Source organism: Ochrobactrum sp. AP1BH01-1 (assembly GCF_018066705.1).
Classification (GTDB): Bacteria; Pseudomonadota; Alphaproteobacteria; order Rhizobiales; family Rhizobiaceae; genus Brucella.
In genome coordinates this window covers 59458-85556 of record NZ_JAGPOU010000001.1, presented here as the reverse complement: position 1 = coordinate 85556, position 26099 = coordinate 59458, and the positions used below count along the sequence as shown (strand labels likewise).

Sequence of the window (26099 nt, the reverse complement as noted above, 5' to 3'; positions counted from 1 at the left end):
CTCCCTCAACGTCCTTCAGGGGAACAGAGAATGCATATCAGAAAAGCCGGCCTTGGCCTGTTAGTTGCGGCGTTTTCGCTTGCGGCGGCGTCTTCCCACGCCGAAGAAGTGAAGCGCGGCGGCACTGTCATCGTCCATATGAACACCGAACAGGGTGTGCTCAACCCTGCGCTGCGCGCTTCCACTGGCGTCTATCAGATCACCGGCCGCATCATGGAGCCGCTGATCGACCGTACCTATGAGGGCTATGTGCCGGTTCTGGCCACAAGCTGGTCGTCCTCGGAAGACGGCAAGGCCATCACCTTCAAGCTGCGCGAGAATGTGCGCTGGCATGACGGCCAGCCCTTCACCTGCGATGACGTTTCGTACAGCGCGATGAACCTGTGGAAGAAGCTGCTCAACTATTCGACCACGCTTCAGGCCAATCTGGAAGCCGTCGACTGCACCGATCCGCACACGGCAGTGTTCCGCTATTCCAAGCCGATGCCGCTGGAGCTGCTCGTCGCCGCCATGCCTGATCTCGGTCACCCCGTGCCGAAGCATCTTTATGAAGGCACGGACATCCTCAAGAACAAGTATAACGCAGCGCCGGTTGGCACAGGCCCGTTCAAATTCGTCGAATATGAGCGCGGCCAGCACATCATCGCCGAGCGCAACGACGATTACTGGCGTGGCAAGGAATATCCCTATCTCGACCGCATCATCTGGCGCTTCATGCCGGACAAGGCCGCAGCCGCCGCAGCGCTTGAAGCTGGCGAAATGATGGAAACCGCCTTCAACGGCATTTCCATGTCGGACACCGAGCGCCTTCAGAAGGATGGCCGCTTCGACACCGGCACCAAGGGTTTCGAGAACAACGTCGCGCACTCGACCATCGAGTTCAACCTGCGCAATCCGATCCTCGCCAATCTGAAGGTCCGTCAGGCTATCTATCACGCGCTCGACATCGATTTCGCGATCAAGACGATCATGCGCGGCTATGCCAAGCCGGGCCGCGGCCCGATCCCGAGCGCTGGCGGCGCCAACTATACGGATCAGGTGCAGACATATCCGTATGACGTTGAAAAGGCAAAGAAACTGCTCGACGAAGCCGGTTATCCGGTCAAGGAAAACGGCATCCGGTTCAAGCTGCGCCATCGCCCGGCTCCATGGGGTGAATATACGCAGCTCTGGGCTGAATATTATGCTCAGGCAATGAAGGAAGTCGGCATCGATGTCGAAATCCTGACCAATGATGCGCCGGGCTTCCTGAATGGCGTCTATCGTGACCACGACTTCGACACGGCCAGCGGCTGGCACCAGTTCCGCTCCGATCCGGCTGTCTCCACCACGGTCTGGCTGCGCTCCGGCGCTCCCGTCGGCACGGCATGGTCGAACCAGTTCGGGTACAAGTCGGACGAGATGGACAGTCTGATTGATCAGGCCGCATCCGAGCTTGATCCGGCCAAGCGCGCCGATCTCTATCACCAGATCCAGCAGCTGGAGATGAAGGACCTTCCGGTCATCTTCGCCATCGAGCATCCGTTCGTCGGCGTGACCAACAAGGTGCTGAAGAACCATCACAATACGCCACGATGGGATTCTTCCAGCTGGTACGACCTCTGGATCGACCAATAAGCCAAACACAGCCGCTGCCGATCATTTGGCAGCGGCTCCCCTTATGTGAATGCTGAAATGAATATCTTGCAGGAAAATCCGTAATGCCCCTGCCCCCGCTCCTGACTTTTGCGCTGCGGCGCATCCTGCAGGCGATCCCCGTCATTCTCCTCATCATGATCGGGTCGTTCCTGCTGATCAAGCTTGCCCCCGGCGATACGGTGGACGCGCTTGTCGGCGACATGGGCGGCGCAGACCCGCAATTCGTCGCCAATCTGCGCGCCGAATATGGCCTGGATCAGCCGGTCTGGGTGCAATTGTGGATTTACATGACGAAACTGGCGCAGTTCGATTTCGGCTGGTCCTATGTCTATGAGCAGCCGGTGCTGGACGTGCTGATGGCCCGGCTCGTGCCGACGCTCCTGCTGATGGTTTGCTCCCTTTCGGTCGCGTTCATTTTCGGTATCGCGCTCGGTGCTTTCGCGGCACGGCGCGCCTATTCGCTGACCGACAATGCGATTTCCACGCTCGGCCTCGTCTTTTATGCCATGCCGAGCTTCTTCCTGAGCCTCATCCTGATGTTCATCTTTTCCGTCAAGCTCGGCTGGCTGCCGGTCGGCGGCTACAAGACGCTTGGCGGGTTCTATACGGGGTGGAAGAATGTCGGGGATATTGCGGTCCATCTCGTCATGCCGACGACGGCGCTTTCGCTCATCTATCTCGCCTTCTACATGCGCCTGATGCGCACCAGCGTGCTGGAAGTGGCCGACCTCGATTATGTTCGCACCGCACGCGCCAAGGGTGCCAGCGGCGCAAGGCTGATGTTCCACCACATCATGCGTAACGCCTTCCTGCCGGTCGTCACGCTGCTCGGCCTGCAATTTTCAACCGTGCTCGGCGGCTCGGTCGTCATCGAGACAATCTTCTCGCTGCCGGGTCTCGGCCAGCTTGCCTATACGTCCGTGATCAAGCGCGACCTCAACACACTGATGGGCATTATCTTCCTGTGCTCGGTGCTGGTGGTGATCGTGAATTTCATCACCGATCTCATCTATGCGCGGCTTGATTCCAGGATCGAACTGTCATGACTTCACAGGACCTTTCCCTCACCCGTCCGCAGGTCTCGCGCACGAAAATTCTGTGGCAGCGCTTCAGCCGCAACCGCGCCGCCGTGCTGGGCCTTGTCCTCTTCATCGCCGTGGTCCTGATCGCACTGCTGGCGGATGTCATTGCGCCCGGCGACCCGCTGCGCCGCGCTGGCGATCCGCTCGTCTGGCCGTTCCTCAACGCGGCAACGCCGCTTGGCACCGACCAGCTTGGCCGCGATATCATGGCGGGCATCTTCCATGGCGCACGCATCTCGCTCATGATCGGCGTCGTCGCCACGCTGATTTCGATATTCATCGGCATCATTATCGGCGCGCTGGCCGGTTATTACGGCGGCTGGGTGGATGACGTGCTGATGCGCGTCACCGAAGCCTTCCAGACCGTGCCAAGCTTTGTGCTTCTGCTGACACTGGTGGCGATCTTCGGCTCGTCGATCGAAAACATCATCATTTGCATCGGCATTGTGTCGTGGACCGCGCCCGCCCGCATGGTGCGCGCCGAATTTCTGGCGCTGCGCAAGCGCGAATTCATTGACGCGGCGCGCAATCTGGGCGTCGGCAATATGTCGATCATCTTCCGCGAAATCCTGCCCAACGCTTTGCCCCCGGTGATCGTCTTCGCATCCGTGGTCATGGCAACCTCCATCCTGATGGAAAGCGCGCTTGCCTTCCTTGGTCTCGGCGATCCGAACTATGCAAGCTGGGGCAACATGATCGGCCAGGGCCGCGCCGTGCTGCGCACCGACTGGTTCTGCTCGGTCATTCCCGGCATCGCCATTCTGCTCACCGTTCTTTCCTTCAGCTTGCTTGGCGAAGGACTGAACGACGCGCTTAATCCGAGGCAGAAGAAATAATGACCGCCGCACCCGTTCTTGAAATCAAAAACCTGCAAATCGCGCTGCCGAAGGGCGCAGACCGTCCTTTTGCCTTGCAGGACCTTTCACTCACCATCAACCCCGGCGAGATCGTCTGCCTCGTCGGCGAAAGCGGCTCTGGCAAATCGCTCTCGGCAGGCGCGATCATGCGCCTTCTGCCGGAACCGCATGTGCGCGTGACCCACGGCACGATCAGGCTTGAAGGCACCGATCTTTATTCGCTCAGCGAAGCCGACATGAAGAAGCTGCGCGGCGACCGCATCGGCATGATCTTTCAGGAGCCGATGACCGCGCTCAACCCGCAAAAAACTGTCGGCTGGCAGATCGACGAAGTTTTGCGCTTGCACACGAAGCTCGGACGCAAGGAGCGCCGCGCCGCCGTGCTCGACATGCTGGCAGAGGTGAAAATTCCGGACCCGGAATCCGCCTATAACGCCTATCCGCACCAGATTTCCGGCGGCCAGCGCCAGCGTGTCATGATCGCCATGGCGCTGATCCTGAAACCGCGCCTCATCATCGCCGACGAACCGACCACCGCGCTCGACGTGACCACGCAGGCGCAAATTCTGAAGCTGATCCGCGATCTGCAACGCGAGCATGACACGGGCATTCTCTTCATCACGCATGACTTCGGCGTGGTGGCGGAAATCGCAGACCGCGTTGCCGTGTTGCGGCTTGGCGAACTGGTCGAGCAAGGCCCGGCCAATGAGGTGCTGAACCATCCCCAGCACGCTTACACCAAGGCGCTGATCGCTTCGGTTCCGGCCCTGACCCCGCCGCCAGCCAAACCGTCTCTTGAACAACCGGTCATTCTCAGGGCGAGCGCCCTGCGCAAGACCTTCAAGGCGCGCGGCGGCTTGCTCACCGGCAAACGCAGTGCTGTATCCGCCGTGAAGGACCTTTCCTTCGAGTTGCGTCAGGGCGAGACGCTCGGCGTCGTCGGCGAAAGCGGCTCGGGCAAGACCACCGTTTCGCGCATCGTGACGCGACTGCTGGAAGCCGATGGCGGCAAGGTCGATGTGAATAGCCGCGATTTTCTGAGCGCCAGCCCGCGTGAAGTGCGCGCCATGCGCAAGGATATCCAGATGGTCTTTCAGGATCCGATGGCCTCGCTCAATCCGCGCCGCCGCGTCGTGGACCTGATCGCGCAGGGGCCAATCGTCCATGGCGTGCCGAAGGCTGAGGCACACGCGAAAGCCCGCGAATTGCTGGAACTGGTCGAGCTTTCGCCCGCTGCCGCCGACCGTTTCCCGCATGAGTTTTCGGGCGGGCAGCGCCAGCGCATTGGCATTGCCCGCGCTCTGGCGCTGGAGCCGCGCATCATCGTCGCGGACGAACCGGTCTCGGCGCTCGATGTTTCGGTGCAAGCGCAGGTGCTGCGTCTTCTGGCCGACCTGCGGGAAAGGCTCAACCTGTCGCTGCTATTCGTCACGCATGATCTGCGCGTTGCAGCACAGCTTTGCGACCGCATCATCGTCATGTCGAAGGGCGAGATCGCCGAAGCCGGCCCAACGGCGGAAGTCTTCGCCAACCCGCAACATGAATATACACAGCGCCTGCTCGCCTCCATCCCCGGCAAGAGCTGGACACCGCCTCGTTTGGAACATGCGTGAAGCCATGCAGAAGATAGAATTTCCACCCTCCATATGGGCTGCAACCGCCCCGGCCCGCACCCCGGCAAAGCCGTTGACAAGCGACGCGGAAGCCGATGTCGTCATCGTTGGCGGCGGCTTCACGGGGCTTTCGGCTGCGCTCCATCTGGCAAAACGCGGCAAGCGCGTCATCCTGCTGGAAGGCAATGCGATCGGCTGGGGCGCATCCGGACGCAATAATGGCCAGGTGATCCCCACCATGACTTCGGCGGAACCGGATGCCATCGCCAAACGCTACGGCGCGTCGGGCGAACGCTTCGCCAGACTGATCGGCAACAGCGCCGACATTCTTTTCTCCATCGTGCGCGATGAGAATATCGAGGCCGAAGCCGAGCAGAACGGCTGGTTCCAGCCCGCCCATTCGCCGGGCCGGGTAAAGCTTTCGCAAAGTCGCGTGGAAGCATGGAAACGCTTCGGCTTTCCGGCGGAGTTTCTCGACCGCACGGCAACATCGCGGCTGTTGGGCAGCGATTTCTGGTATGGCGGCATGTTCAATCCGACCGGCGGGCATATCAATCCGCTGGCTTTCGCGCGCGGTCTTGCCGCTGCTGCCGAACGCCATGGCGCAATCATCCACGAGCAAAGCCCGGTCACGTCCTATGCTCAAGTGGGCGACCACTGGGAAGTGCGCACCGACAATGCCACGGTGCGCGCCAAGGGTTTTCTGCTCGCGACCAACGCCTATACCGGCGAGCTGCGCGAAAGGCTTGCGCCGCGCCTTGCACGCACCATCGTGCCGGTGCTCTCGTGGCAGATGGCGACCGCGCCCGTCAGCGACAATCTGCGCGCAACGATCCTACCCGGAAGACAAGCCGTTTCCGATACGCGCGGCGACTTGCGCTTCTTCCGCTATGATGCCCGCGACCGGCTGATTACCGGCGGCATCGTGATGGGCGACTACAATGTTGCCGAACGCGTCAAACGCAAGACGGCACGCAATATGGCCGAAGCTTTCCCGGCCCTTGGCGAACCGGAAATCACCCATGTCTGGAGCGGCTATATCGGCATGACATGGGATCGTTTCCCGCGCGTGCACCAGCTCGGCCCCAATGGTTGGGCATGGATCGGCTGCAACGGTCGCGGTGTGGCGCTTGGCACATCGCTTGGCCGGGAATTTGCGCGCGCGCTGGATGGCGAGCCGGTGCAGGAGCTTGCCCTTCCCGTCTCGGAACCGGCGCCGTTGCCTTTTCATAAGGTCGCACGGAAGATCGCGCCATTTTACCTCGCATGGCTTCGGCGCAAGGATCTCTCGGAACCGAACTTATAAATCCGCTTCTTCAATGTTCATGTGAAAGGTCAGGTCCATGAATCAAATGTCAATTCTCGAACGTCGCCGCATCGAAGCGCTGGTTCTCAAGAATGTTTACGAAGTCATTCGCGAGCGTTCCGGTGAGGAAGAAGCGCAAGCCGCAATCGGCGAGGCGGTCAGCCGCTCGGCCATCGAACAGGGCAAGAGCTTTGCCGACGAACTGGGCCGCACGCCGACGATACAGGATTTCGCCGATATCCAGCCGCTCTGGACGAAGGAAAATGCGCTGGAAATCGATGTGATCTCGCAAGGCGAGGATCATTTCGATTTCAACGTGACGCGCTGCCGCTATTCGGAAATGTACCGCGAGATGGGTCTTGGCCATATCGGCCATCTGCTGTCATGCAATCGCGATGGCGACTTCTGCATCGGCTACAACCCGGCCATGAAGCTGGAGCGCACGCAGACCATCATGAAGGGCGCCAGCCACTGCGATTTCCGCTATCGCCTGGAACAGAACGACACGAAAGACGGGGAAGCCTGACATGCCGGTTGAAAACTGGACTTCAAACCAGATCGAGGAGCTGGTCGCATTCCGCCGCGACCTGCACCAGAATCCGGAACTGCTCTATGACGTCAACCGTACCGCCGACAAGGTGGCCGAAGCGCTGCGCGCCGCAGGCGTCGACGAGGTGGTGACCGGCATCGGGCGCACCGGGGTCGTCGGCGTCATTCGCGGCCAGTCGAACCGCTCCGGCCGCGCCATCGGCCTGCGCACCGACATGGATGCACTGCCGATCCTCGAAGAAACCGGCGCTGAATGGTCATCGAAAGTGCCGGGCAAGATGCACGCCTGCGGACATGACGGCCACACGACCATGCTTCTGGGCGCAGCACGCGAACTGGCACAAAGCCGCGCCTTCGACGGCACGGTCATCGTGATCTTCCAGCCCGCCGAAGAAGGCGGCGCGGGCGCAAAGGCGATGATCGACGACGGACTGTTCAAGCGCTGGCCGGTCAACGAAGTTTACGGCATGCATAACCGCCCCAACCTCGCGGTCGGGCATTTCACCATCAATTCCGGCCCGATCATGGGATCGGTCGATGTGCTGGATATCACCATTGAAGGCGTTGGCGGACATGCGGCCTCTCCGCACCAGACCATCGACCCCATTCCGGTGACGGCGGCGCTCATTCAGGCCATCCAGACGCTGACGGCGCGCACCATCGACCCGCTCGATTCCGCCGTGATTTCCATCACCACCATTCAGGGCGGCGATGCGTTCAACGTCATTCCGCAGAAAATCCGCCTCACCGGCACTGTCCGCACGCTGCGCGAGGAAGTGCGCAACCATATCGAGGAAAGGCTGGCCCGCGCTGTGCAGGGCATTGCCGATGCTTTCGGCGCCAAGGCGACGCTCGATTACCAGCGCAACTATCCGGTGACGGTCAATCACGAACAGGAGACCGAGCTTGCAGCCATTGCCGCCGAGGCGGTGGCCGGCGCCGACCGTGTGACCCGCGACATGCCGGCGACGCTTGGCGGCGAGGACTTCGCCTTCATGCTCAATGAAGTGCCGGGCGCGATGATCAATATCGGCAACGGCCCGAGCGCCAATCTGCATCACCCGAAATATGACTTTAACGATGATGTGATCGTCTGGGGCTGCTCCTACTGGACGACCCTCGTCCGGCATCGCCTGCCGGTCAGCAACTGAATAATAGAGTTTGAGGAATTATGATGGGCGGCCCGGTGGGCCGCCCGTTCCGTTTTTTTGCGCACGAAGCCCCTAGTTTATGCAAGATAACCATAATATAAGGCGGCCCAACAAACCATCGCGGCATTTCCCGATGGAACGGACAACGCATCCCGAACATTGTGAGACGGCTTTCCATCTGGACACGTGTTTCGGCAAAAAGTTGGAACGGAAATCCATGAATATCGAGTCTGCCCTGAGCGACAGCGCCAATATTTTTGACCTTGCGCCAATCTCCCTGTGGCTTGAGGACTATAGCGGCCTGCGCAAGCAGTTCGATGAATGGCGTGCGCTCGGCGTGACCGATCTCCGCGCTTTCCTGCACGAAGACACGACCCGGCTGCGCATCTGCACCAGCCATATCCGCGTCCTTAAGGTCAACCGCAAGACGCTTTCGCTATTCGAGGCGGAAAGTGTCGAACATCTGGTCACCAATCTGGAACGCGTGTTCCGCGACGACATGCTGGACCCGCATATCGAAGAGATGGTGCAGCTCTGGAATGGCGGCAATGCTTTTTCAAGCGATACCATCAACTATTCGCTTGCAGGCAAGCGGCTCGACATTCAGTTGAAGGGCGTCGTGCTGCCCGGCTATGAGCACACGTGGGAGCGTGTCCTGCTTTCCATCGAGGACGTGACGGCCCGCGAGGATGCCCGCCGCGAACAGGACCGTCACAAGCAGCATGCGCAGGGTCTTTTCGAGCATTCGCCGGTTTCGCTCTGGGTCGAGGATTTCAGCCGCATCAAGCATTTGATGGACGATGTGCGCCAGCGCGGGATCGTCGATTTTCGCGTTTTCACCGACGTGCATCCGGAATTCGTGCGCCAGTGCATGAGCGAAATCCGCGTGCTCGAAATCAACTCCGAAACACTTACCCTCTTCCTTGCGCCCGACAAGAAAACCCTGCTGCAAAACCTGCCGCTCATCCTCAAGGATGAGATGGAGACATCGTTCCGCGAACAACTGATCGACTTGTGGAACGGCGCGCTGTTCCAGCGCCGCGAAGTGGTGAACTATGCGCTCGATGGCACCGAACGGCACGTGCTGATGCAATTCTCGGTCCTGCCGGGACACGAGAAGGACTGGTCGCTGGTGCAGGTTGCCCTCACGGACATCACGGCCCGCAAAAAGGCGGAAGCCTATCTGGAATATCTGGGCAAGCACGATGTGCTGACGAAGCTGCACAACCGCGCCTTTTATGTCGATGAACTCAACCGGCTGGAGCGCAAGGGCCACACGCCGATTTCGATCATCATCATCGATCTCAACGGCCTCAAGGCCGCCAACGATCAATGGGGCCATGCCACGGGCGACGGATTGCTGCGGCGCCTTGGCGAAGTGCTGAATGAGGCGGTCAAGCAACCCGGCCATGCGGCCCGCATCGGCGGCGACGAATTTGCGGTCGTGCTGCCTTATGTGGACGAGCGCGGCGCCGAGGCTATGGTCGAGGACATTCAGCGGCTGGTTGATATCAACAACCAGTATTATTCGCAGTTGAAGCTCAATCTTTCCATCGGCACGGCAACGAGCATGCCGGGCGAAAAGCTGGAAACCGTCGCCAAGCGCGCCGACCTGCTGATGTATGAGAACAAGCGCCAGCAGCGGACGATCACGGACCTGTAGGATCGATCAGCCTATTCGTCGAACTTGATGACCGATTTTCCGCGTGTCAGGTCAGTCACGAGCCGTGAAAGATCATCCTGGGCTACAATGGGCATGACGCCTGCAAGCTCGACGCCCGTTCCGGTAAAGTTTTCTTCCGTAATGGCGAGATTTTCGACCGCAGTGAGACGCGCCTTCAAAAGCGCGTGATCGGAGAAATCGCAAGCGAAGTGAAAGCCGATCAGCGCAATGACCTCGATCTTTTCGGCCTGACGAAGACAGCTCGCGGCCGTGCCGCCATAGGCGCGCATCAAGCCGCCGCTTCCGAGCAGAATACCGCCGAACCAGCGCGTGACCACCACCGCGATATTGTCGAGCTGCTGGCCGTCGATGGCTTGCAGGATCGGTTTGCCCGCCGTGCCGCTGGGCTCGCCGTCATCGCTGAACCGATAATTCTGCCCCATGCGCCACGCCCAGCAATTGTGATTGGCGGACGGGTCGGAATGCTCGCTCAGGAAATCCTTTGCCGCCTGTTCGCTTGCAACGGGCGCGGCAACGGCCAGAAACCGGCTCTTCTTGATTTCCTGATTGAAGGTTTCGACGCGGCTGATTGTGAACATGGCAATCCCGAAAACAATATCTTTTGCGCCCTAACACTTTCTGTTGCGGATGACGACCCCTGCCGACTTATATCCGGGCGCTAAGATGCTGACGCATCACGCCCGGAAATGCTCAAGCGCCGCACGGGCTTGACCAAAACTCGATGAGCCAAACTCATTGAGTTTTGGTATTTCCCGGCATTGCGCCCACCCGTTATAGGGTATAAGGCAATTGAAAAATGAGCCCCTCTTTTTGGGCTCGGTTCTTGCATACCCAGATGAAAGGTCCCGCCAATGTTCGATTTGATCGTGAGAAACGCCAATCTCCCCGACGGTCGCGAGAAGCAGGACATTCTGGTCAAGGACGGCAAGATTGCCGATATCGTTCCTTCCACGGGGGAGCATCAGGCAGCTCACGAAATCGATGCAACCGACCGGCTCGTAACCCCACCTTTCGTCGACCCGCATTTCCATATGGATGCGACCCTGTCGCTCGGCCTGCCGCGCCTCAACCGTTCCGGCACTCTGCTTGAAGGCATAGCGCTCTGGGGCGAATTGAAGCCAATGCTGACCGTGGAAGCCATGGTCGAACGCGCGCTGCGCTATTGCGATCTGGCCGTCAGCCAGGGCCTGCTTGCGATCCGCAGCCATGTCGATGTCAGCGACCCGCGCCTCCTCACCGCTGAAGCGATGATCGAAGTGCGCGAGAAGGTGAAGCCTTACATCGACCTGCAACTGGTCGCCTTCCCGCAGGACGGCTACTACCGTTCGCCGGGCGCGGTCGACCTCGTCAACCGTTCGCTCGACATGGGCCTCGACGTGGTGGGCGGCATCCCGCATTTCGAGCGCACCATGGCCGATGGCGCAGCCTCGCTGGAAGCGCTCTGCCGCATCGCTGCCGAACGCGGTCTGCCGGTCGATATCCATTGCGATGAGAGCGACGACCCGTTGTCGCGCCATGTTGAAACGCTTGCTGCGCAAACCATGCGCTTCGGACTGCAGGGCCGGGTTTCCGGCTCGCATCTGACCTCCATGCATTCCATGGACAATTATTACGTCTCGAAGCTCATTCCGCTGATCGCGGAAGCGAAGATGAACGCCATTCCGAATCCGCTCATCAACATCACGCTGCAAGGCCGCGCCGATAGCTATCCGAAGCGCCGCGGCATGACCCGCGTGCCGGAACTGATGGCGGCGGGCGTCAATGTAGCCTTCGGCCACGACTGCGTGATGGACCCATGGTATTCAATGGGTTCCGGCGACATGCTGGAAGTCGGGCACATGGCGATCCATGTCGCGCAGATGACGTCCATCGAAGGCAAGCGGCAGGTTTTCGACGCCCTGACCGTCAATTCCGCCAAGGCGCTCGGCCTCGATGGCTACGGGCTTGCAAAGGGCTGCAATGCCGACTTCGTGGTGCTGCAGGCACGCGATCCGATTGAAGCGCTGCGCCTCAAGGCAAACCGCCTCAAGGTCGTGAAGCGCGGCAAGGTCATCGCCGAAACCCCGCAGCGTGTAAGCGCCCTCAACCTCGAAGGCCGCCCGTCTTCGGTTGACGGGGCTGATTACGCGCCAATCGGCCAGCGTTAGAATCTTCTTGAATTAAAGGTGGTTTGGGCAATGATGGAAATCGTTGCTCATCAAATCCGCACGTCAAAACGAAGCAACCGGCTGCGCGCGCTCGCGTGCCGAAAACACATACGAGGGGTCCCTAACCAAATGACCAAGATCATCAAGACAACGAACTTCACCCGCCGCGATATTCTCGCAATGTCGGCTGCACTGGGCGCAACGGCGATCACCAGCCGGGTCTTCGCCGCCGATGAAAAACTGAAAGTGGCGGGCATCCACGCCTCGCCGGTGGAAAATGCCTGGAACTCGCGCCTGCATGAAGCCCTGAAACAGGCCAACGACGCGGGCGTGATCGAATATGTCTTCTCGGAAGGCGTTTCAGCGAGCGACTATCCTCGCGCCATGCGCGAGTATGCCGAACAGGGCATCAAGCTGATTGTGGGTGAATCCTATGCCGTCGAACGCGAGGCGCGTCAGGTTGCAGGCGACTATCCGCAGACGGCTTTCGTCATGGGTTCTTCCGGCAAGCCGCAGGGCGACAATTTCGGCGTCTTCGGCACCTGGAATTTCGAAGCGGGCTACCTCACCGGCATGCTGGCGGGCGCGATGAGCAAGTCCGGCGTCTTCGGCTCCGTCGGCGCAGTGCCGATCCCGGAAATCAACATGCTGATCAACGCCTTTCAGGACGGCGTGCGGGAAACGCGCCCCGATGCGAAGTTCGTCGCTTCCTTCATGGGAACCTTCTTCGACCCGCCGAAGGCGCGCGAGGCCGGGCTTGCGGCGATCGATTCCGGCGCGGACATCCTGTTTGGCGAGCGCATCGGCACGGCGGACGCCGCCAAGGAACGCGGCATCAAGGCCATTGGCTCGCTGACCGACTATACGCCGCGTTATCCCGACACGGTTTTTGCCAACGCAATCTGGAACTTCGGGCCGATCCTTAATGCTGCAATCGCAGACGTGAAGGCCGGGCAGCCCGCAGGCAAGGACTACACCCCCTTCAGCATGATGAAGGAAGGCGGCAACGACATCATCTATGTCAAGGGCGTCGCACCGGCGGAAGCCGAAGCGAAGATGGAAGCGCGTCGCAACGAGATCAAATCGGGCGCATTCACGCTGAAGCTCAACGCTGAAGAGCCGAAATAATCACGCTTCGCGCCGGTGTCTGGCACCTGTTTCAGCACCGGCGCATCCATTGGCTCGGATAAATTTCCGCGAACCCGGCTCCCGCTTTTCAGGCCCGCTTCATGTCTTCCACCGTGCTCGAACTCCGCAACATAACCAAGCGCTTTGGTCCGCTGACCGCCAATGACGATATTTCGCTGAAGCTCGGGCGCGGCGAAATTCTCGCGTTCCTCGGCGAGAATGGCGCGGGCAAGACCACGCTGATGAACATCCTGTTCGGCCATTATGTGCCGGATGAAGGCCGTGTGTTCGTCAAGGGCGAGGAAATCCCGCAGGGCAAGCCGCGCGCCGCCATCAATGCGGGAGTGGGCATGGTACACCAGCATTTCACGCTCGCCCCCAATCTTACCGTGCTTGAAAACATCATCACTGGCACCGAAAGCCTCTGGAAGCTCAAATCCGCGCATGGCCCCGCGCGCACCAAGATCGCCGCAATCGCGAAGCGCTTCGGCTTGCAGGTCGATCCCGATGCGCGGCTTGGCGATCTTTCGGTAGGCGAGCAGCAGCGCGTCGAAATTCTGAAAGCGCTCTATAACGACGCCGATATCCTCATTCTCGACGAACCGACGGCGGTTCTCACCACGCAGGAAGCCGAAAACCTGTTCACGACGCTGAAAGAGATGGCGCGGCAGGGCCTGTCGCTGATCTTCATTTCTCACAAGCTGCATGAAGTCATGTCGGCAGCCGACCGCGTGGTCGTCCTGCGCGGCGGCAAGCTTGTGGCCGAGCGCAAGGCTTCCGAAACCTCGAAGGAGGAACTGGCCGAACTGATGGTCGGCCGCCGCGTCTCGCGCCCTTCCCGCGCCGCTTCCACGCCCGGCGAAACCCTGCTGGAAGCACGGAATGCAACGATTGTGGAGGACGGCGCAACCCGCCTTTCAGACCTCGACTTCCACGTTCGCGCCGGTGAAACGCTTGGTATCATCGGCGTGTCGGGCAATGGGCAGGCGGCGCTTGGACGTCTCGTTTCCGGCCTCAGCCAACCGGCAAGCGGCGAACTTGTCATGTTCGGAAAGACGGTGACGAAATTCGATCCCCGCCAGTTTGTGGCCGAAGGTGTCGGCCGCATTCCGGAAGATCGCAATGCCGAAGGCGCAATCGGTGATCTGACTCTCTGGGAAAATGCTGTACTGGAGCGCGTGCGCGATCCGCAGTTTTCCAATGGACTTCTGGTCAACCGTGCAGCGGCGCGGGAATTTACGGGCCGCATCATCAAGGATTTCGATGTGCGCGGCGGCACGCCTGACAGCCGCATTCGCCTGCTTTCCGGCGGCAATATGCAGAAGCTTATTCTGGGCCGTAATCTGGAAACAGCCCCGCGTATCCTGATCGCGGCCCAGCCGACACGCGGCCTCGATGAAGGCGCGGTCGCGGCCATCCATGCCCGCATTCTGGAAGCGCGCGCCAAGGGAGCTGCGGTGCTGCTTATCTCCGAAGATCTGGATGAAATCATTGGCTTGGCGGACCGGGTTCAAGCGATTGTTAAAGGCCGTCTTTCCCCGCCCATCGACGCGGAGGAAGCCAATGCACAGCGATTGGGCCTGATGATGGCCGGTGAATGGCAGGCTAATAACACGAAGGGGCTGAACTGATGCGGATCGAACGACGCGAAACACGCCCCATGGCGCTGGTAGCAACCGCGCCGGTGATTGCTGTTCTGGCCGCTTTCATTCTGGCTGGCCTGCTGATTGCCGCCGCCGGTGCGCCGGTGCTGGAGGCCTTCCGCCAGATCGCTATCGGCGCATTCGGCAACAAGCTTTCTATCTCCGAAACGCTTACCCGCGCCGCGCCGCTGATGCTGACCGGCCTTGCCGCCGCCGTCGCCTTCCGTTCCAAACTCTGGAATATCGGTGCGGAAGGACAGTTCTACATGGGCGCGCTGGCAGTCGTCGCCTGCGGTACGCAACTGCAACTGCCGGCCCCCATTCTCATTCCGCTGCTGCTCATCATCGGCGCGATAGCGGGCATGATCTTTCTTCTGATCCCGCTTGGGCTGCGCCTGCGCTTCGGCGTCGATGAAGTCGTGACCACACTTCTTTTGAACTTCATCGCCGTGCTTATCGTTTCCATGATGATCGAAGGACCGATGAAAGATCCCCTTGCCTTTGGCTGGCCGCAGTCCGAGCCTGTGCCGGACGCTGCTGTGCTGCCGAAAATCATGTCCGGCATGCGGCTTCACATCGGCATTGTTATCGCTATCGTGCTAGCGCTCGTCATTGCCTATGTGCAGAAACGCACGGTCTTCGGCCTTGAAACCAAAGCTGCCGGGCTCAATCCACGCGCTGCCCGATTTGCCGGCGTCCCGCTTGGCAAGACGCTGGTAAAGGTCGCCTGCATTTCCGGCGGGCTGGCGGGTCTCGCGGGCGCGATACAGGTCATGGGCGTGAAGGGCTATGTCACGACCGATCTTTCGCCGGGCTTCGGCTATTCTGGCATCATCGTTGCAATGCTCGCCAATCTCAACCCCATCGGCGCGATCTTCTCGGCACTTTTTGCTGCCGCCATGTTCGTGGGCGCCGACGGCATGAGCCGCGCCATCGGCATCCCGAGCTTCATCGCCGATGTCACCGTTGCGCTGTCGCTGCTGACCATGCTGGTCGCTCTGTTCTTCACACAATACAGGATCGCCCGATGAGTGCGCTGATGGATATTCTTCTCTCCGCCGGCCTGTGGGTTTCGGTCCTGCGCATCGCCACGCCGCTGATCTTCGGCACGCTCGGCGCGCTTTATTGCGAACGCGCGGGCGTGCTCAATCTCGGCATCGAAGGCATCATGACCTTCGGCGCAATGATCGGCTGGCTGACAGTATTCAATGGGGCGGACCTTTGGACCGGCGTGGCGGTTGCGGCAGCTTCTGGCGCGCTGTTCGGCCTGCTTCATGCAGCCCTCACCGTACCACTCGGCCTGTCGCAGCATGTGGTGGGCCTCGGCATCACGCTGTTTGCGTCAAGTCTCAGCTATTTCCTGTTCCGGCTTCTGGTGCCGCTTTCCTCAACACCACCGTCCATCACGCCTTTCCAGCCGCTCAATCCGGCCTGGCTTACGGACATCCCCTTCATCGGACAGGTGTTTGGCACCCAAACGGCCCTCACCTGGATCGCCATTCCGCTGGCGCTCCTGCTCGGTTACGTGCTGTTCCGTACGCCGCTTGGCCTTGCCATCCGCATGACCGGCGAAAATCCCCATGCGGCGGAAGCGCAGGGCATCAATCCGATCCGTGTACGTATTTTCACTATCATGTTCGGCAGCGCGCTTATGGCAGTCGGTGGCGCGTTTCTTACGCTCTCCGCCTTCAACTCGTTCTTCCCGACCATGATGCAGGGGCGCGGCTGGGTCTGTATCGCACTCGTCGTCTTCTCGTCGTGGAAACCGGCGCGCGCGCTTCTGGGCGCACTGCTCTTCGCGCTGTTCGACGCCTTCCAGCTGCGCCTGCAAACCGTCTATGGCAAGGCCGTGCCTTACCAGCTTTTTCTCATGATCCCTTACATCATGTCGATTGTGGCGCTGATCGTCATGGCGCGGCGCGCCCGTGTTCCGCAGGCGCTGATGCAGCCCTATCGCCGCGGCGAACGATGAAAAAGGCCGCCAGACATTGCAATCTGGCGGCTCTCCGTTCTCAGGCGCTATAGCGCTTCTGGCCCGACAGCCATGTTTCGCTGACCTTGATCTTGCTGATCGTGGCCGGATCGATTGCAGTCGGGTCTTGTTCCAGAATGGCCAGGTCAGCATATTTTCCGGGTTCCAGACTGCCCACGATATCGTCTGTGTGACATTGCCATGCCGCATCGATCGTCACGGCACGCAAGGCGGCATCGACGGGAATCCGTTCATTCGGGAAGAACACATCTCCACCGTCGTTCATGATGCGGGTTACGGCATTTTCGATATAGCGAAGCGGTTCGATGGGCGTCACGTTCCAGTCGGAATGGAGCGATATTTTCAGCCCCGCCGCCAAAGCCGAAGCACATGGATCGTAGAATTTCGCACGATCCGGCCCCAGAATTTCATCGCGAAATGCCTTGCCCCACCAATGAACATGGCCGATCAGAAAGCTCGGTGACAGGCCAAGCTCCTTCATCTTCGTCATATGTTCGGGATGAAGCATACTGCAATGTTCAATGCGATGACGATGATCGTCGCGCGGGGTTTCCTTCAGCACGGTTTCATAGGCGGCAATCGTAGCATCGATCGCCGCATCACCATTGGCATGAACGCCAAGTTGCCAACCGCCCTGATGAGCGCGGCGAATGGCCTCCGTGAGCTTTTCAGGCGTATAGTTCATCGCACCACGGCTATTCGTGCCCAGATAATTCTCTCGCTGGTAGCCGGTTTTTGCCTGGTTGGAACCATCGGCCCACGCCTTGATGCCACCCAGACGATACATATCCGTACCGCGACCGGGCTTGATGCCAAGCCGTTCCCAATCATCCATGAAAGTCGAAAACAGCATGCCTCGATACCGGATCGGTGGATTTTTGGCCAAGGCACTGTCTATGATTGCCAGATCGGGCACTCCGGCCACCATGCCGATGCCGCAATCGTGCAAGGATGTGCAGCCAACCGAAGCAGCAAGATTCATTAGTCTCAGCACACGATTTTGCATTTCAGCAGCATCGGGCGTCGGCATTTTGGCGAAGAACGGCGCATAGGAAGGCCCTTCTTCGAGACGGCCTGTCAGCTTGCCGTCAGGGCCCTTCACAAACCGCGATTCCGGCAGATCAGCCGAACTATCGGAAACACCGGCAAGCTTCAAGGCCACGCTATTTACGTACGCGACATGTCCGTTGCCCTCCATCATGAAGAATGGATTGCTGGGCACAAGCTCATCCAGCTCCTGAAGCGTGGGAACATGCGCGCCCTTGGTAATGCTCGGATCGAACAACTGGGCACGCACCCATTCGCCTTCCTTCGTCTTCGCCACCGCATCGCGTAGCTTGTTCCAGACCTGTTCGAAACTCGGTGTGGCGATCGGACCGACATCCACCCAGTCATCCGAGATCGTGAAACCGGCATGCATGTGCGGATCGATCAACCCCGGCATCAACGTCCTGCCGCCAAGATCGACGATCTGCGTGGAACTGCCGCGATATGCGTCGACATCTTCTGCAGAACCGATAGCCAATATCCGGTCCCCGCGTATAGCCAGGGCTTCTGCGCGGGGCGCAGCAGGGTTGATGGATAGGATCGGCCCACCGCGAAAGATCACATCGGCCGGATCATCGGCGGCGTAGGCCCGAGCGATGCCGAGCGACGGCTCGGCTACGGTTGCCGCAAAGACCGACGCGGCGGCTCCACCCATATACTTCAGAAAATCACGTCGCGTTGCCGCATGATTTGCAAAAGAAAGCATTCCTGGATTACAAGCTAAACACATTTGGCGTTTTTCCTGTTATTGGAGATTGAATACTATTCGCCAAAGAAAATAAATGCTATTAAAATTATTAAAGATGATTAATATCAAATATATTTTATTTAACTAATATATACCCATAAAGTAAAACGGCGCCCGAAGGCGCCGTTCTCAATTCGATTGAGCGATACCGTTCAGGCAGCGCTCGACTTGCTCTTTTCAAAGCGCTTGCGCTCGTTTGGATCGAGATAGAGCTTACGCAGGCGGATGGACTTCGGCGTCACTTCCACCAACTCGTCGTCCTGAATCCACGACAGGGCGCGTTCCAGCGTCATCTTGATCGGCGGGGTGAGCTTCACGGCTTCATCCTTGCCAGCGGCGCGGATGTTGGTGAGCTTCTTGCCCTTCAGAACGTTCACTTCAAGATCGTTGTCACGGCTATGGATACCGATCAGCATGCCTTGATAGACCTTGACGCCAGCGTCGATGATCATCGGGCCGCGATCTTCCAAGTTGAAGAGCGCATAGGCAACAGCTTCACCCTGATCGTTGGAGATCAGAACGCCGTTGTTGCGGCCAGCGATTTCACCCTTGTAAGGCTGGTAGTCGTGGAACAGGCGGTTCATGATCGCCGTGCCGCGCGTATCGGTCAGAAGTTCCGACTGATAGCCAATGAGGCCACGGGTCGGAGCATAGAAGACCAGACGCACGCGATTGCCGCCGGAAGGACGCAGCTCGACCATTTCGGCCTTGCGTTCGGACATCTTCTGCACGACCGTGCCGGAATATTCCTCATCGACGTCGATGACGACTTCTTCCACCGGCTCCAGCTTTTCGCCGTTCTCGCCGTCCTTCATGACGACGCGCGGACGCGAAACGCCAAGCTCGAAGCCTTCACGACGCATGTTTTCGATCAGAACGGCAAGCTGCAATTCGCCGCGACCGGAAACGAAGAACGAATCCTTCTCGGTCGATTCCTCTATCCTCAGCGCGACATTGCCTTCGGCTTCCTTGAGCAGGCGGTCGCGAATGACGCGGCTTGTCACCTTGTCGCCTTCGGTGCCCGCATAAGGGCTGTCGTTGACAATGAAGGACATGGTGACGGTCGGCGGGTCGATCGGCTGCGCGGCGAGCGGCTCGCTGACAGAAGGATCGCAGAACGTGTCGGCGACGGTGCCCTTGGAAAGACCGGCGATGGCGACGATATCGCCGGCATGTGCTTCTTCGACCGGCTGGCGTTCGACACCGCGGAAAGCCAGAATCTTCGAGATACGGCCGTTTTCGAGCAGCGAGCCATCCTGAGTGAGAACCTTGACGGCCTGGTTCGGCTTGATGGAGCCGGAATGGATGCGACCGGTGATGATACGGCCCAGGAACGGATCGGCTTCGAGGATGGTGCCGATCATGCGGAACGGACCTTCGGCGACCTTCGGAGCCGGTACGTGCTTGAGCACCAGATCGAACAACGGTGCCAGACCTTCATCCTTCGGGCCTTCCGGGTTGAGCGCCATCCAGCCGTTGCGTCCGGAACCGTAGAGGATCGGGAAGTCGAGCTGTTCGTCGGTGGCGTCAAGATTGGCGAAGAGGTCGAAGACTTCGTTAACCACTTCCTCGTGACGGCCATCAGGACGGTCGATCTTGTTGATGGCGACAATAGGTTTGAGGCCGACCTTGAGAGCCTTGCCGACAACGAACTTGGTCTGCGGCATCGGGCCTTCGGCGGCGTCGACCAGAACGATGGCCCCGTCCACCATCGACAGGATGCGCTCGACTTCACCGCCGAAATCGGCGTGGCCGGGCGTATCTACGATATTGATGCGGGTGTTCTTCCAGACAACCGAGGTCGCCTTGGCGAGAATGGTGATCCCGCGTTCCTTTTCAATATCACCGGAGTCCATCATGCGTTCTGCAACGCGCTGGTTGTCGCGGAACGAGCCGGACTGCTTCAGGAGTTCATCGACCAGTGTGGTTTTGCCATGATCGACGTGTGCGATAATAGCGATATTACGCAATTCCATATGGAGATCACTTCTATATGAGTTGGGAGCCGCGCCAACAAACCCGCGCGGAAAAACAATGGGGCGCTCTTACAGGTTTTTTTGCGTTTTAGAAAGGGGCAGCGCGATACTGCCCCCTATTTAGGCTTCAAAACCTTATTTTCAACGCGCTTTTACACTGTCAATTCGACAGTTTTTTGAATTCTTTCGGGCATGTCATATCGCGACATGCCTGTCCTTATAAGAGCGTGCCGGACAGAATAACCATCGCGACGCTGAAATAGATCACGAGACCCGTCACATCGACCAGCGTGGCGACGAAAGGTGCCGATGCGCTGGCGGGATCGAAGCCGAGCCTTTGCAGGATGAAGGGCAGCATGGAGCCCGTCAGCGAGCCGAAGGTGACGATGGCCACCAGCGCCATGCCGACTGTGAGCGCCACGAGAATCCAGTGTTCGCCATAGTCGTAGATGCCGAGCGTCTGCCACGCGATAATGCGCAGAATGCCGATACAGCCAAGAAAACTGCCGAGCGCGAGTCCGGATGGGATTTCACGCAGCGCGACGCGCCACCAGTCCTTGAGCCTGATTTCCTGCAAGGCAAGCGCGCGGATGATGAGCGACGTTGCCTGCGAACCGGAGTTGCCGCCCGAAGACATGATGAGCGGGATGAAGAGCGTCAGCACCAGCGCCTTTTCCAGTTCCGCCTCGAAATGCTGCATGGCGCTTGCCGTCAGCATTTCGCCGAGGAACAGGATGCCGAGCCAGCCCGCGCGCTTCTTCAGCATCTCACCGAAACCGATGCGCATATAGGGCTTGTCCAGCGCTTCCATACCGCCGAAACGGTATGCATCCTCGCTCGCTTCCTCGGTCATGGCGTCAAGCACGTCGTCGACGGTCACGATGCCGATGATATGGCGGCTCTCATCCACCACGGGCACAGCCAGAAGGTCGTGCTTGCGGAACAGGCGGGCGACTTCCTCACGGCTTGCCAGCGGCGAAATGGTGATCGGCTCGTCATCGCGGGCGATGGACAAAATCGGCTCGTCCGGCTGGCGGATGATGAGACGGCGCAAGCTGACCACACCCAGCAGAACGCGGCTGGCCGGATCGACGACATAAATGGCATAAACCGTTTCACGCGTGCGCTCGACCTTGCGGATATAGTCCAGCGTCTGGCCGACATTCCAGTTGGAAGGCACTGCGATGAATTCGATGGTCATGAGCGAACCCGCCGTGTTCGGCGGATAGCCCATCAGTTTTTTCAGCGCGATCTTCGTTTCAGGCGCAAGAATGGGAAACAGGCGTGCGCGGTCATCGTCCTCGAGTTCCTGAAAGACGTCGGTTGCGCGGTCCGCCGACATTCCATCAAGCAAGAGACTTGCAAGACCGGGCGGAAGCATGGCGATGATTTCGGTGGCACGGTGCAGTTCCGGCTGGTCGAGCAGACGGATGGCATCTTCGTGCGAAAGCTGTGCGATGACGGCGACTGCATCATCGGCATCTAGTTCGTTAACGAGTTCCACTGCGTCGCCGGTACGCATATCCGCGATGCGGCTTGCGAGGGCAGCAGCAGGGAGGTCGGCAACATTGAGCACTTCCGGGAAGAAGTTGTTGTCGGTCATTGGCTTGCCTTTCTGTCGATCCGCCGTCAAAGGCAGACCGTGCAAACCGACCGCGAGCGATCAGATCACGAACTGCCTTGACGGCTGAAACAATCGACTGTGACTGTCGCTTGGCATAAGAGAATAAAACTCCGGTTGAAAATGCTGCCGCAGGAATTCGGCTGCGGGCGTGATGTGCGCTTGGTCGCCAATAAAGTCAAGCCCTGCAAGTCACTGTCGAACGCTTTTTCCCGAAAGCCACCTTCAGAGGGCTCAGAGGCCCCTTGCCTGCCTGCAAAGCAACGCCTAAGTCTGAGCATATTAATGCCATCTGAACCGGAGTCTCATCATGTCCGACAAGCCCGCACACAATCACGCGCTGACTGAATGGAGCGGACCGCTGGGCCTGCCGGATTTCACCGCATTCAAGGACGAAGATTTTGCGCCTGCCTTCGACGCGGCACTGGCCGCGGACCTCGCGGAAGTGGAAGCTATCACCAGCGCGACCGATGAAGCGACCATCGAAAACACGCTCAAAGCCCTGCAGCTGACGGGCAAGGCGCTCGACCGCGTATCGGCTATTTTCTGGCTGCGCGCCGGGGCGCACAGCAACGACACGATCCAGGCGCTGGAGCGCGAGATCGCGCCGAAAATGTCGCGTCATTATTCTCGCATCATGATGGACCCGGCGCTTTTCGCCCGCATCGATGCACTGTATGAGAACCGCGACATGCTGGATCTCGACACCGAGACAAAACGCGTCCTTGAAAAGACATGGAAGGGTTTTGTCCGGTCGGGTGCGAAGCTCGATGAAGCGGGCAAGACGGAACTTGCAGGCATCAATGAAAAGCTCGCCGGGCTGGGCGCCCGTTTTGGCCAGAACGTGCTGAAGGACGAATCCGGCTGGGCGCTGTTTATCACCGATGAAGCCCACCTCGCCGGCCTGCCGGACTTTCTAAAGAACGCCATGCAGAGTGCCGCCGCCGAACGCGGAAAGCCGGATGCATGGGCCGTCACGCTGTCGCGCTCGATTGTCGAGCCGTTCCTTTCCTTCTCGCAGAATCGCACCTTGCGCGAACAGGCATTCAATGCCTGGGCAAAGCGCGGTGAAAATGGCGGCGAGAGCGACAATCGCGAGATCGTGCGCGAAATGGTGGAACTGCGCGAGCGCAAGGCGCATCTGCTCGGCTACGCCAACTTTGCGGCCTACAAGCTCGATGACACCATGGCCAAGACGCCCAAGGCAGTCATGGACCTGCTGGAACCGGTCTGGGACAAGGCACGTGCCAAGGCGGCAGAAGAGGAAACAGAACTGGAACGGCTGATCGCAGGCGATGGCGGCAACCACAAGGTCGCGCCATGGGACTGGCGCTTCTATGCGGAAAAGCTGCGCGCAGAACGCTTTGCCTTCGATGAAGCGGAACTGAAACCTTATCTGCAGCTTGAAAAAATCATCGAAGCCGCTTTCGACGTCGCAGGCCGCCTGTTCGGCATCCGCTTCGAGGAAAAGACGGGCATCCCCGCATGGCATCCGGACGTGCGGGTGTTTCAGGTCTTCAATCCCGATGGCAGCGAACGCGGCCTTTTCCTCGGCGATTATTTCGCCCGCACCTCGAAGCGTTCGGGCGCATGGATGAGTTCGCTGCAATCGAGCCACAAGCTCGACGGCGGGCAGAAGCCGATCATCTACAATGTGATGAATTTTGCGAAGCCCAAAGCTGGTGAACCTGCCCTGCTCTCACTTGATGATGCGCGTACATTGTTCCACGAATTCGGCCACGCGCTGCATGGCCTGCTGTCGGATGTGACATGGCCAGCCGTTTCGGGCACCGCCGTCTCGCGCGATTTCGTCGAACTTCCATCGCAGCTTTACGAACACTGGCTGACCGTTCCGGCCGTCCTCGAAAAATACGCCGTGCATTACCGCACCGGCGAGGCCATGCCGAAAGCACTTTTGGACAAGGTGCTGGCAGCGCGCACTTTCAATGCGGGCTTCAACACGGTCGAGTTTACTTCATCCGCGCTGGTGGACATGGCATTCCACACCGGCACGGAAAAGATCGCCGATCCGCTTGCCTTCGAGGTGAAGACGCTGGAAAAGCTTTCGATGCCGGATGCCATCATCATGCGCCATCGCACGCCGCATTTCACCCATGTCTTCTCCGGCGATGGATATTCCGCAGGTTACTATTCTTATATGTGGTCTGAGGTGCTGGATGCGGACGCTTTTTCGGCCTTTGAAGAAACCGGCGACGCCTTCAACCCCGAACTGGCGGCCAAGCTGAAGCAGCATATCTATGCCGCTGGCGGAAGCCGCGATCCGGAAGAGCTTTACAAGGCCTTCCGCGGCAAGATGCCGACACCGGACGCGATGATTGAGAAGCGTGGATTGAATTAAAGCCAAAAAGGCCGGGAAACCGGCCTTTTCAGTTTCTATGGGTCAGAATATTCACGAGCCGACCGTAAGGGTCACGCGTGTAGAAACGGCGCACGCCCCATTCCTCATTAACCGGACCGTATTCCACGGGAAATCCGAGCGCGATCGCGTGCTCCAGCACGGCATCGACATCATCGACCTCAATGGAAAGATCGGGTACCGGCGTGCCCGCCCCACCTTCGCTCATGATGCTTACCTGTACCTGCGCCGCAGCATCGGTGGCATAGGTGACGATCCAGCCGAAATCCATCGCCACATCAAGGCCCAGCAAGTCGCCGTAGAAGCGCTTTGCCGCAGCCGGATCACCGGCTGCAATATTGGCGACGATGCGGCGCACGGCCATCAGTACTCGCCGAGCTTGATGTCCGGCGTGTAATCGACGCCGTCGACTTCCTTCACCACCGGCTGGCCGCAATGCATGACGCCCGTTGCTGCGTTGAAGGCATAGGTCGGCGAGCCATAGAGCTGCCAGCCCTTGTTGAGGGCCGCCGTGACGCGATGGCAGAATGCGGAATCGTCCGGACCTGTAATGAAACGATATAACTTCATGTTGTTACTTCCTCTGTTATAACTTTACGCCCGCCTTCGCGAGCAGTCGCTCGGCCATCTCGAGATGGAGCCGTTCGACCATCTGTCCATCCAGAGAAACGACCCCCTTATCGGCATTTTCAGGGCGGGCAAAGATTTCAACGACACTGCGCGCATGAGCCACTTCATCCTCGGCCGGCGAAAACGCCCGATTGGCCGCTTCGATCTGGGCCGGATGAATGAGCGTCTTGCCGTCAAAACCCATGGCGGCACCTTGCGCGCATTCTGCCTCGAAACCCACGCTATCGCGAAAATCATTATAAACACCGTCGAGAACGGTGATCCCGCCAGCGCGCGCCGCAAGAATGATCTGCATCAGCCATGGGACGAGATAAGGCCGCCCCGGTTGCGGACGAACGCCCGTTTCCCGCGCAATATCGTTCGGCCCGACGACAAAACAGGCGAGCCGCACCGCCGAACGATGCCCAAGAACCGCGATTTCGTCGGCATTGAGAATGCCTCGTGGTGTCTCGATCATCGCCCATACGCCAACTGCCGGATCGGCATCCTGGCGATCAAGCCGGTTGGCCGCGTCGATAATGTCCTGCGGGCGCTCAACCTTGGGTAAAAGGATCGCATCCGCGCCCATCTTCGCAGCCGCCGCCACATCGTCCTTGCCCCACTGCGTTTCTGCCGTGTTCACCCGCACGATCCGCTCGAAACCTGCTTTCGGATGGGTTGCAAAATGCGCCGCCAGTGCATCCCGCGCCAAAACCTTTGCCTCCGGCGCGACGGAATCTTCCAGATCATAGATCACGCAATCCGCCGACAGCGTCAGCGACTTCTCCAGAGCGCGAGCATTGGCGGCAGGAACGAAGAGGACGGAACGGCGAGGACGAACAATGGTTTTCATGCCCCGATTTGTGCACCGAACCGTGTGAACGCGCAAGGTCCCGAAGCATTCGATATGATCCCCATAAGCCTCGCCGG

Annotated in this window: 21 protein-coding genes; 14 read left to right on the top strand and 7 right to left on the bottom strand. The window is 59.4% G+C overall.

Annotation, left to right across the window (positions count from 1 at the left end; genetic code table 11):
* Positions 1-30 precede the first annotated feature (30 nt).
* From J9800_RS00405 to J9800_RS00370, 8 genes are all read left to right on the top strand, one after another.
* On the top strand, positions 31-1617 hold the full coding sequence (locus tag J9800_RS00405; protein WP_112588741.1) for an ABC transporter substrate-binding protein: 1587 nt from the start codon (positions 31-33) through the stop codon (positions 1615-1617).
* A gap of 83 nt (positions 1618-1700) precedes the next feature.
* Positions 1701-2684, top strand: coding sequence for an ABC transporter permease (locus tag J9800_RS00400; protein ID WP_114215187.1), 984 nt, complete (start codon positions 1701-1703; stop codon positions 2682-2684).
* The gene (locus J9800_RS00395; RefSeq protein WP_114215188.1) at positions 2681-3556 is read left to right on the top strand and encodes an ABC transporter permease; all 876 of its coding nucleotides are present in this window, start codon (positions 2681-2683) and stop codon (positions 3554-3556) included. Before J9800_RS00400 ends, J9800_RS00395 begins: the two co-directional genes overlap by 4 nt.
* A complete protein-coding gene (locus J9800_RS00390; RefSeq protein WP_114215189.1) occupies positions 3556-5190 on the top strand; it encodes an ABC transporter ATP-binding protein in 1635 nt (544 codons plus the stop codon). The genes J9800_RS00395 and J9800_RS00390 overlap by 1 nt, the downstream gene beginning before the upstream one ends.
* A 4-nt stretch (positions 5191-5194) precedes the next feature.
* On the top strand, positions 5195-6496 hold the full coding sequence (locus J9800_RS00385) for an NAD(P)/FAD-dependent oxidoreductase (protein ID WP_114215239.1): 1302 nt from the start codon (positions 5195-5197) through the stop codon (positions 6494-6496).
* 37 nt (positions 6497-6533) lie between these two features.
* Positions 6534-7022, top strand: coding sequence for an L-2-amino-thiazoline-4-carboxylic acid hydrolase (locus tag J9800_RS00380; RefSeq protein ID WP_114215190.1), 489 nt, complete (start codon positions 6534-6536; stop codon positions 7020-7022).
* Between the two features lies 1 nt (position 7023).
* On the top strand, positions 7024-8196 hold the full coding sequence (locus J9800_RS00375) for a M20 aminoacylase family protein (protein WP_210845379.1): 1173 nt from the start codon (positions 7024-7026) through the stop codon (positions 8194-8196).
* Positions 8197-8413: 217 nt separating this feature from the next.
* Positions 8414-9859 (top strand): sensor domain-containing diguanylate cyclase, encoded by a 1446-nt coding sequence (locus J9800_RS00370; RefSeq protein WP_114215240.1) that lies wholly within the window; start codon positions 8414-8416, stop codon positions 9857-9859.
* Between the two features lie 11 nt (positions 9860-9870).
* Here the strand turns inward: J9800_RS00370 and J9800_RS00365 are convergent, their stop codons facing one another.
* Entirely contained in the window at positions 9871-10458 is a 588-nt protein-coding gene (locus J9800_RS00365) for an IMPACT family protein (RefSeq protein ID WP_114215192.1), read from the bottom strand.
* Between the two features lie 273 nt (positions 10459-10731).
* On the opposite strand from J9800_RS00365, the gene J9800_RS00360 reads away from it, so the two are divergent.
* The 5 genes from J9800_RS00360 to J9800_RS00340 all read left to right on the top strand — a co-directional run bounded on the left by J9800_RS00360 (position 10732) and on the right by J9800_RS00340 (position 16770).
* On the top strand, positions 10732-12027 hold the full coding sequence (locus J9800_RS00360; protein ID WP_114215193.1) for an amidohydrolase family protein: 1296 nt from the start codon (positions 10732-10734) through the stop codon (positions 12025-12027).
* Between the two features lie 138 nt (positions 12028-12165).
* Positions 12166-13155, top strand: coding sequence for a BMP family protein (locus tag J9800_RS00355; RefSeq protein ID WP_502696711.1), 990 nt, complete (start codon positions 12166-12168; stop codon positions 13153-13155).
* A gap of 101 nt (positions 13156-13256) precedes the next feature.
* A complete protein-coding gene (locus tag J9800_RS00350) occupies positions 13257-14786 on the top strand; it encodes an ABC transporter ATP-binding protein (protein WP_114215195.1) in 1530 nt (509 codons plus the stop codon).
* Positions 14786-15829: an ABC transporter permease gene (locus J9800_RS00345; protein ID WP_114215196.1), complete on the top strand. Its 1044-nt coding sequence runs from the start codon at positions 14786-14788 to the stop codon at positions 15827-15829. The genes J9800_RS00350 and J9800_RS00345 overlap by 1 nt, the downstream gene beginning before the upstream one ends.
* Complete coding sequence (locus tag J9800_RS00340) at positions 15826-16770, top strand: ABC transporter permease (protein WP_210845377.1); 945 nt, start codon at positions 15826-15828, stop codon at positions 16768-16770. The genes J9800_RS00345 and J9800_RS00340 overlap by 4 nt, the downstream gene beginning before the upstream one ends.
* Positions 16771-16810: 40 nt before the next feature.
* On the opposite strand, the gene J9800_RS00335 is transcribed toward J9800_RS00340, so the two are convergent.
* The 3 genes from J9800_RS00335 to mgtE all read right to left on the bottom strand — a co-directional run bounded on the left by J9800_RS00335 (position 16811) and on the right by mgtE (position 22165).
* Positions 16811-18568, bottom strand: coding sequence for an amidohydrolase (locus J9800_RS00335; protein ID WP_114215198.1), 1758 nt, complete (start codon positions 18566-18568; stop codon positions 16811-16813).
* A gap of 170 nt (positions 18569-18738) precedes the next feature.
* A complete protein-coding gene (gene typA, locus J9800_RS00330) occupies positions 18739-20562 on the bottom strand; it encodes a translational GTPase TypA (RefSeq protein ID WP_112588716.1) in 1824 nt (607 codons plus the stop codon).
* A 217-nt stretch (positions 20563-20779) separates the two neighbouring features.
* Positions 20780-22165, bottom strand: coding sequence for a magnesium transporter (gene mgtE, locus J9800_RS00325; RefSeq protein ID WP_112588715.1), 1386 nt, complete (start codon positions 22163-22165; stop codon positions 20780-20782).
* A 328-nt stretch (positions 22166-22493) separates the two neighbouring features.
* On the opposite strand from mgtE, the gene J9800_RS00320 reads away from it, so the two are divergent.
* Positions 22494-24542: a M3 family metallopeptidase gene (locus tag J9800_RS00320; protein ID WP_114215199.1), complete on the top strand. Its 2049-nt coding sequence runs from the start codon at positions 22494-22496 to the stop codon at positions 24540-24542.
* A 28-nt stretch (positions 24543-24570) separates the two neighbouring features.
* On the opposite strand, the gene J9800_RS00315 is transcribed toward J9800_RS00320, so the two are convergent.
* Genes J9800_RS00315 through J9800_RS00305 form a run of 3 tightly spaced genes read right to left on the bottom strand, consistent with a single transcriptional unit; the run spans position 24571 to position 26022 of the window.
* A complete protein-coding gene (locus tag J9800_RS00315; RefSeq protein WP_114215200.1) occupies positions 24571-24924 on the bottom strand; it encodes a VOC family protein in 354 nt (117 codons plus the stop codon).
* Positions 24924-25130 carry a DUF1737 domain-containing protein gene (locus J9800_RS00310; protein ID WP_002965766.1) on the bottom strand — a complete coding sequence of 69 codons (207 nt, stop codon included), beginning with the start codon at positions 25128-25130 and terminating at the stop codon, positions 24924-24926. The genes J9800_RS00315 and J9800_RS00310 overlap by 1 nt, the downstream gene beginning before the upstream one ends.
* Positions 25131-25146: 16 nt before the next feature.
* Complete coding sequence (locus J9800_RS00305; RefSeq protein WP_114215201.1) at positions 25147-26022, bottom strand: HpcH/HpaI aldolase/citrate lyase family protein; 876 nt, start codon at positions 26020-26022, stop codon at positions 25147-25149.
* Positions 26023-26099: the final 77 nt, after the last annotated feature.

Coding starts and splice junctions, on each gene's coding strand:
- J9800_RS00405 (WP_112588741.1), top strand. CDS start 31: ATGCATATCAGAAAAGCCGGCCTTGGCCTGTTAGTTGCGGCGTTTTCG.
- J9800_RS00400 (WP_114215187.1), top strand. CDS start 1,701: ATGCCCCTGCCCCCGCTCCTGACTTTTGCGCTGCGGCGCATCCTGCAG.
- J9800_RS00395 (WP_114215188.1), top strand. CDS start 2,681: ATGACTTCACAGGACCTTTCCCTCACCCGTCCGCAGGTCTCGCGCACG.
- J9800_RS00390 (WP_114215189.1), top strand. CDS start 3,556: ATGACCGCCGCACCCGTTCTTGAAATCAAAAACCTGCAAATCGCGCTG.
- J9800_RS00385 (WP_114215239.1), top strand. CDS start 5,195: ATGCAGAAGATAGAATTTCCACCCTCCATATGGGCTGCAACCGCCCCG.
- J9800_RS00380 (WP_114215190.1), top strand. CDS start 6,534: ATGAATCAAATGTCAATTCTCGAACGTCGCCGCATCGAAGCGCTGGTT.
- J9800_RS00375 (WP_210845379.1), top strand. CDS start 7,024: ATGCCGGTTGAAAACTGGACTTCAAACCAGATCGAGGAGCTGGTCGCA.
- J9800_RS00370 (WP_114215240.1), top strand. CDS start 8,414: ATGAATATCGAGTCTGCCCTGAGCGACAGCGCCAATATTTTTGACCTT.
- J9800_RS00365 (WP_114215192.1), bottom strand. CDS start 10,458: ATGTTCACAATCAGCCGCGTCGAAACCTTCAATCAGGAAATCAAGAAG.
- J9800_RS00360 (WP_114215193.1), top strand. CDS start 10,732: ATGTTCGATTTGATCGTGAGAAACGCCAATCTCCCCGACGGTCGCGAG.
- J9800_RS00350 (WP_114215195.1), top strand. CDS start 13,257: ATGTCTTCCACCGTGCTCGAACTCCGCAACATAACCAAGCGCTTTGGT.
- J9800_RS00345 (WP_114215196.1), top strand. CDS start 14,786: ATGCGGATCGAACGACGCGAAACACGCCCCATGGCGCTGGTAGCAACC.
- J9800_RS00340 (WP_210845377.1), top strand. CDS start 15,826: ATGAGTGCGCTGATGGATATTCTTCTCTCCGCCGGCCTGTGGGTTTCG.
- J9800_RS00335 (WP_114215198.1), bottom strand. CDS start 18,568: ATGTGTTTAGCTTGTAATCCAGGAATGCTTTCTTTTGCAAATCATGCG.
- typA (WP_112588716.1), bottom strand. CDS start 20,562: ATGGAATTGCGTAATATCGCTATTATCGCACACGTCGATCATGGCAAA.
- mgtE (WP_112588715.1), bottom strand. CDS start 22,165: ATGACCGACAACAACTTCTTCCCGGAAGTGCTCAATGTTGCCGACCTC.
- J9800_RS00320 (WP_114215199.1), top strand. CDS start 22,494: ATGTCCGACAAGCCCGCACACAATCACGCGCTGACTGAATGGAGCGGA.
- J9800_RS00315 (WP_114215200.1), bottom strand. CDS start 24,924: ATGGCCGTGCGCCGCATCGTCGCCAATATTGCAGCCGGTGATCCGGCT.
- J9800_RS00310 (WP_002965766.1), bottom strand. CDS start 25,130: ATGAAGTTATATCGTTTCATTACAGGTCCGGACGATTCCGCATTCTGC.
- J9800_RS00305 (WP_114215201.1), bottom strand. CDS start 26,022: ATGAAAACCATTGTTCGTCCTCGCCGTTCCGTCCTCTTCGTTCCTGCC.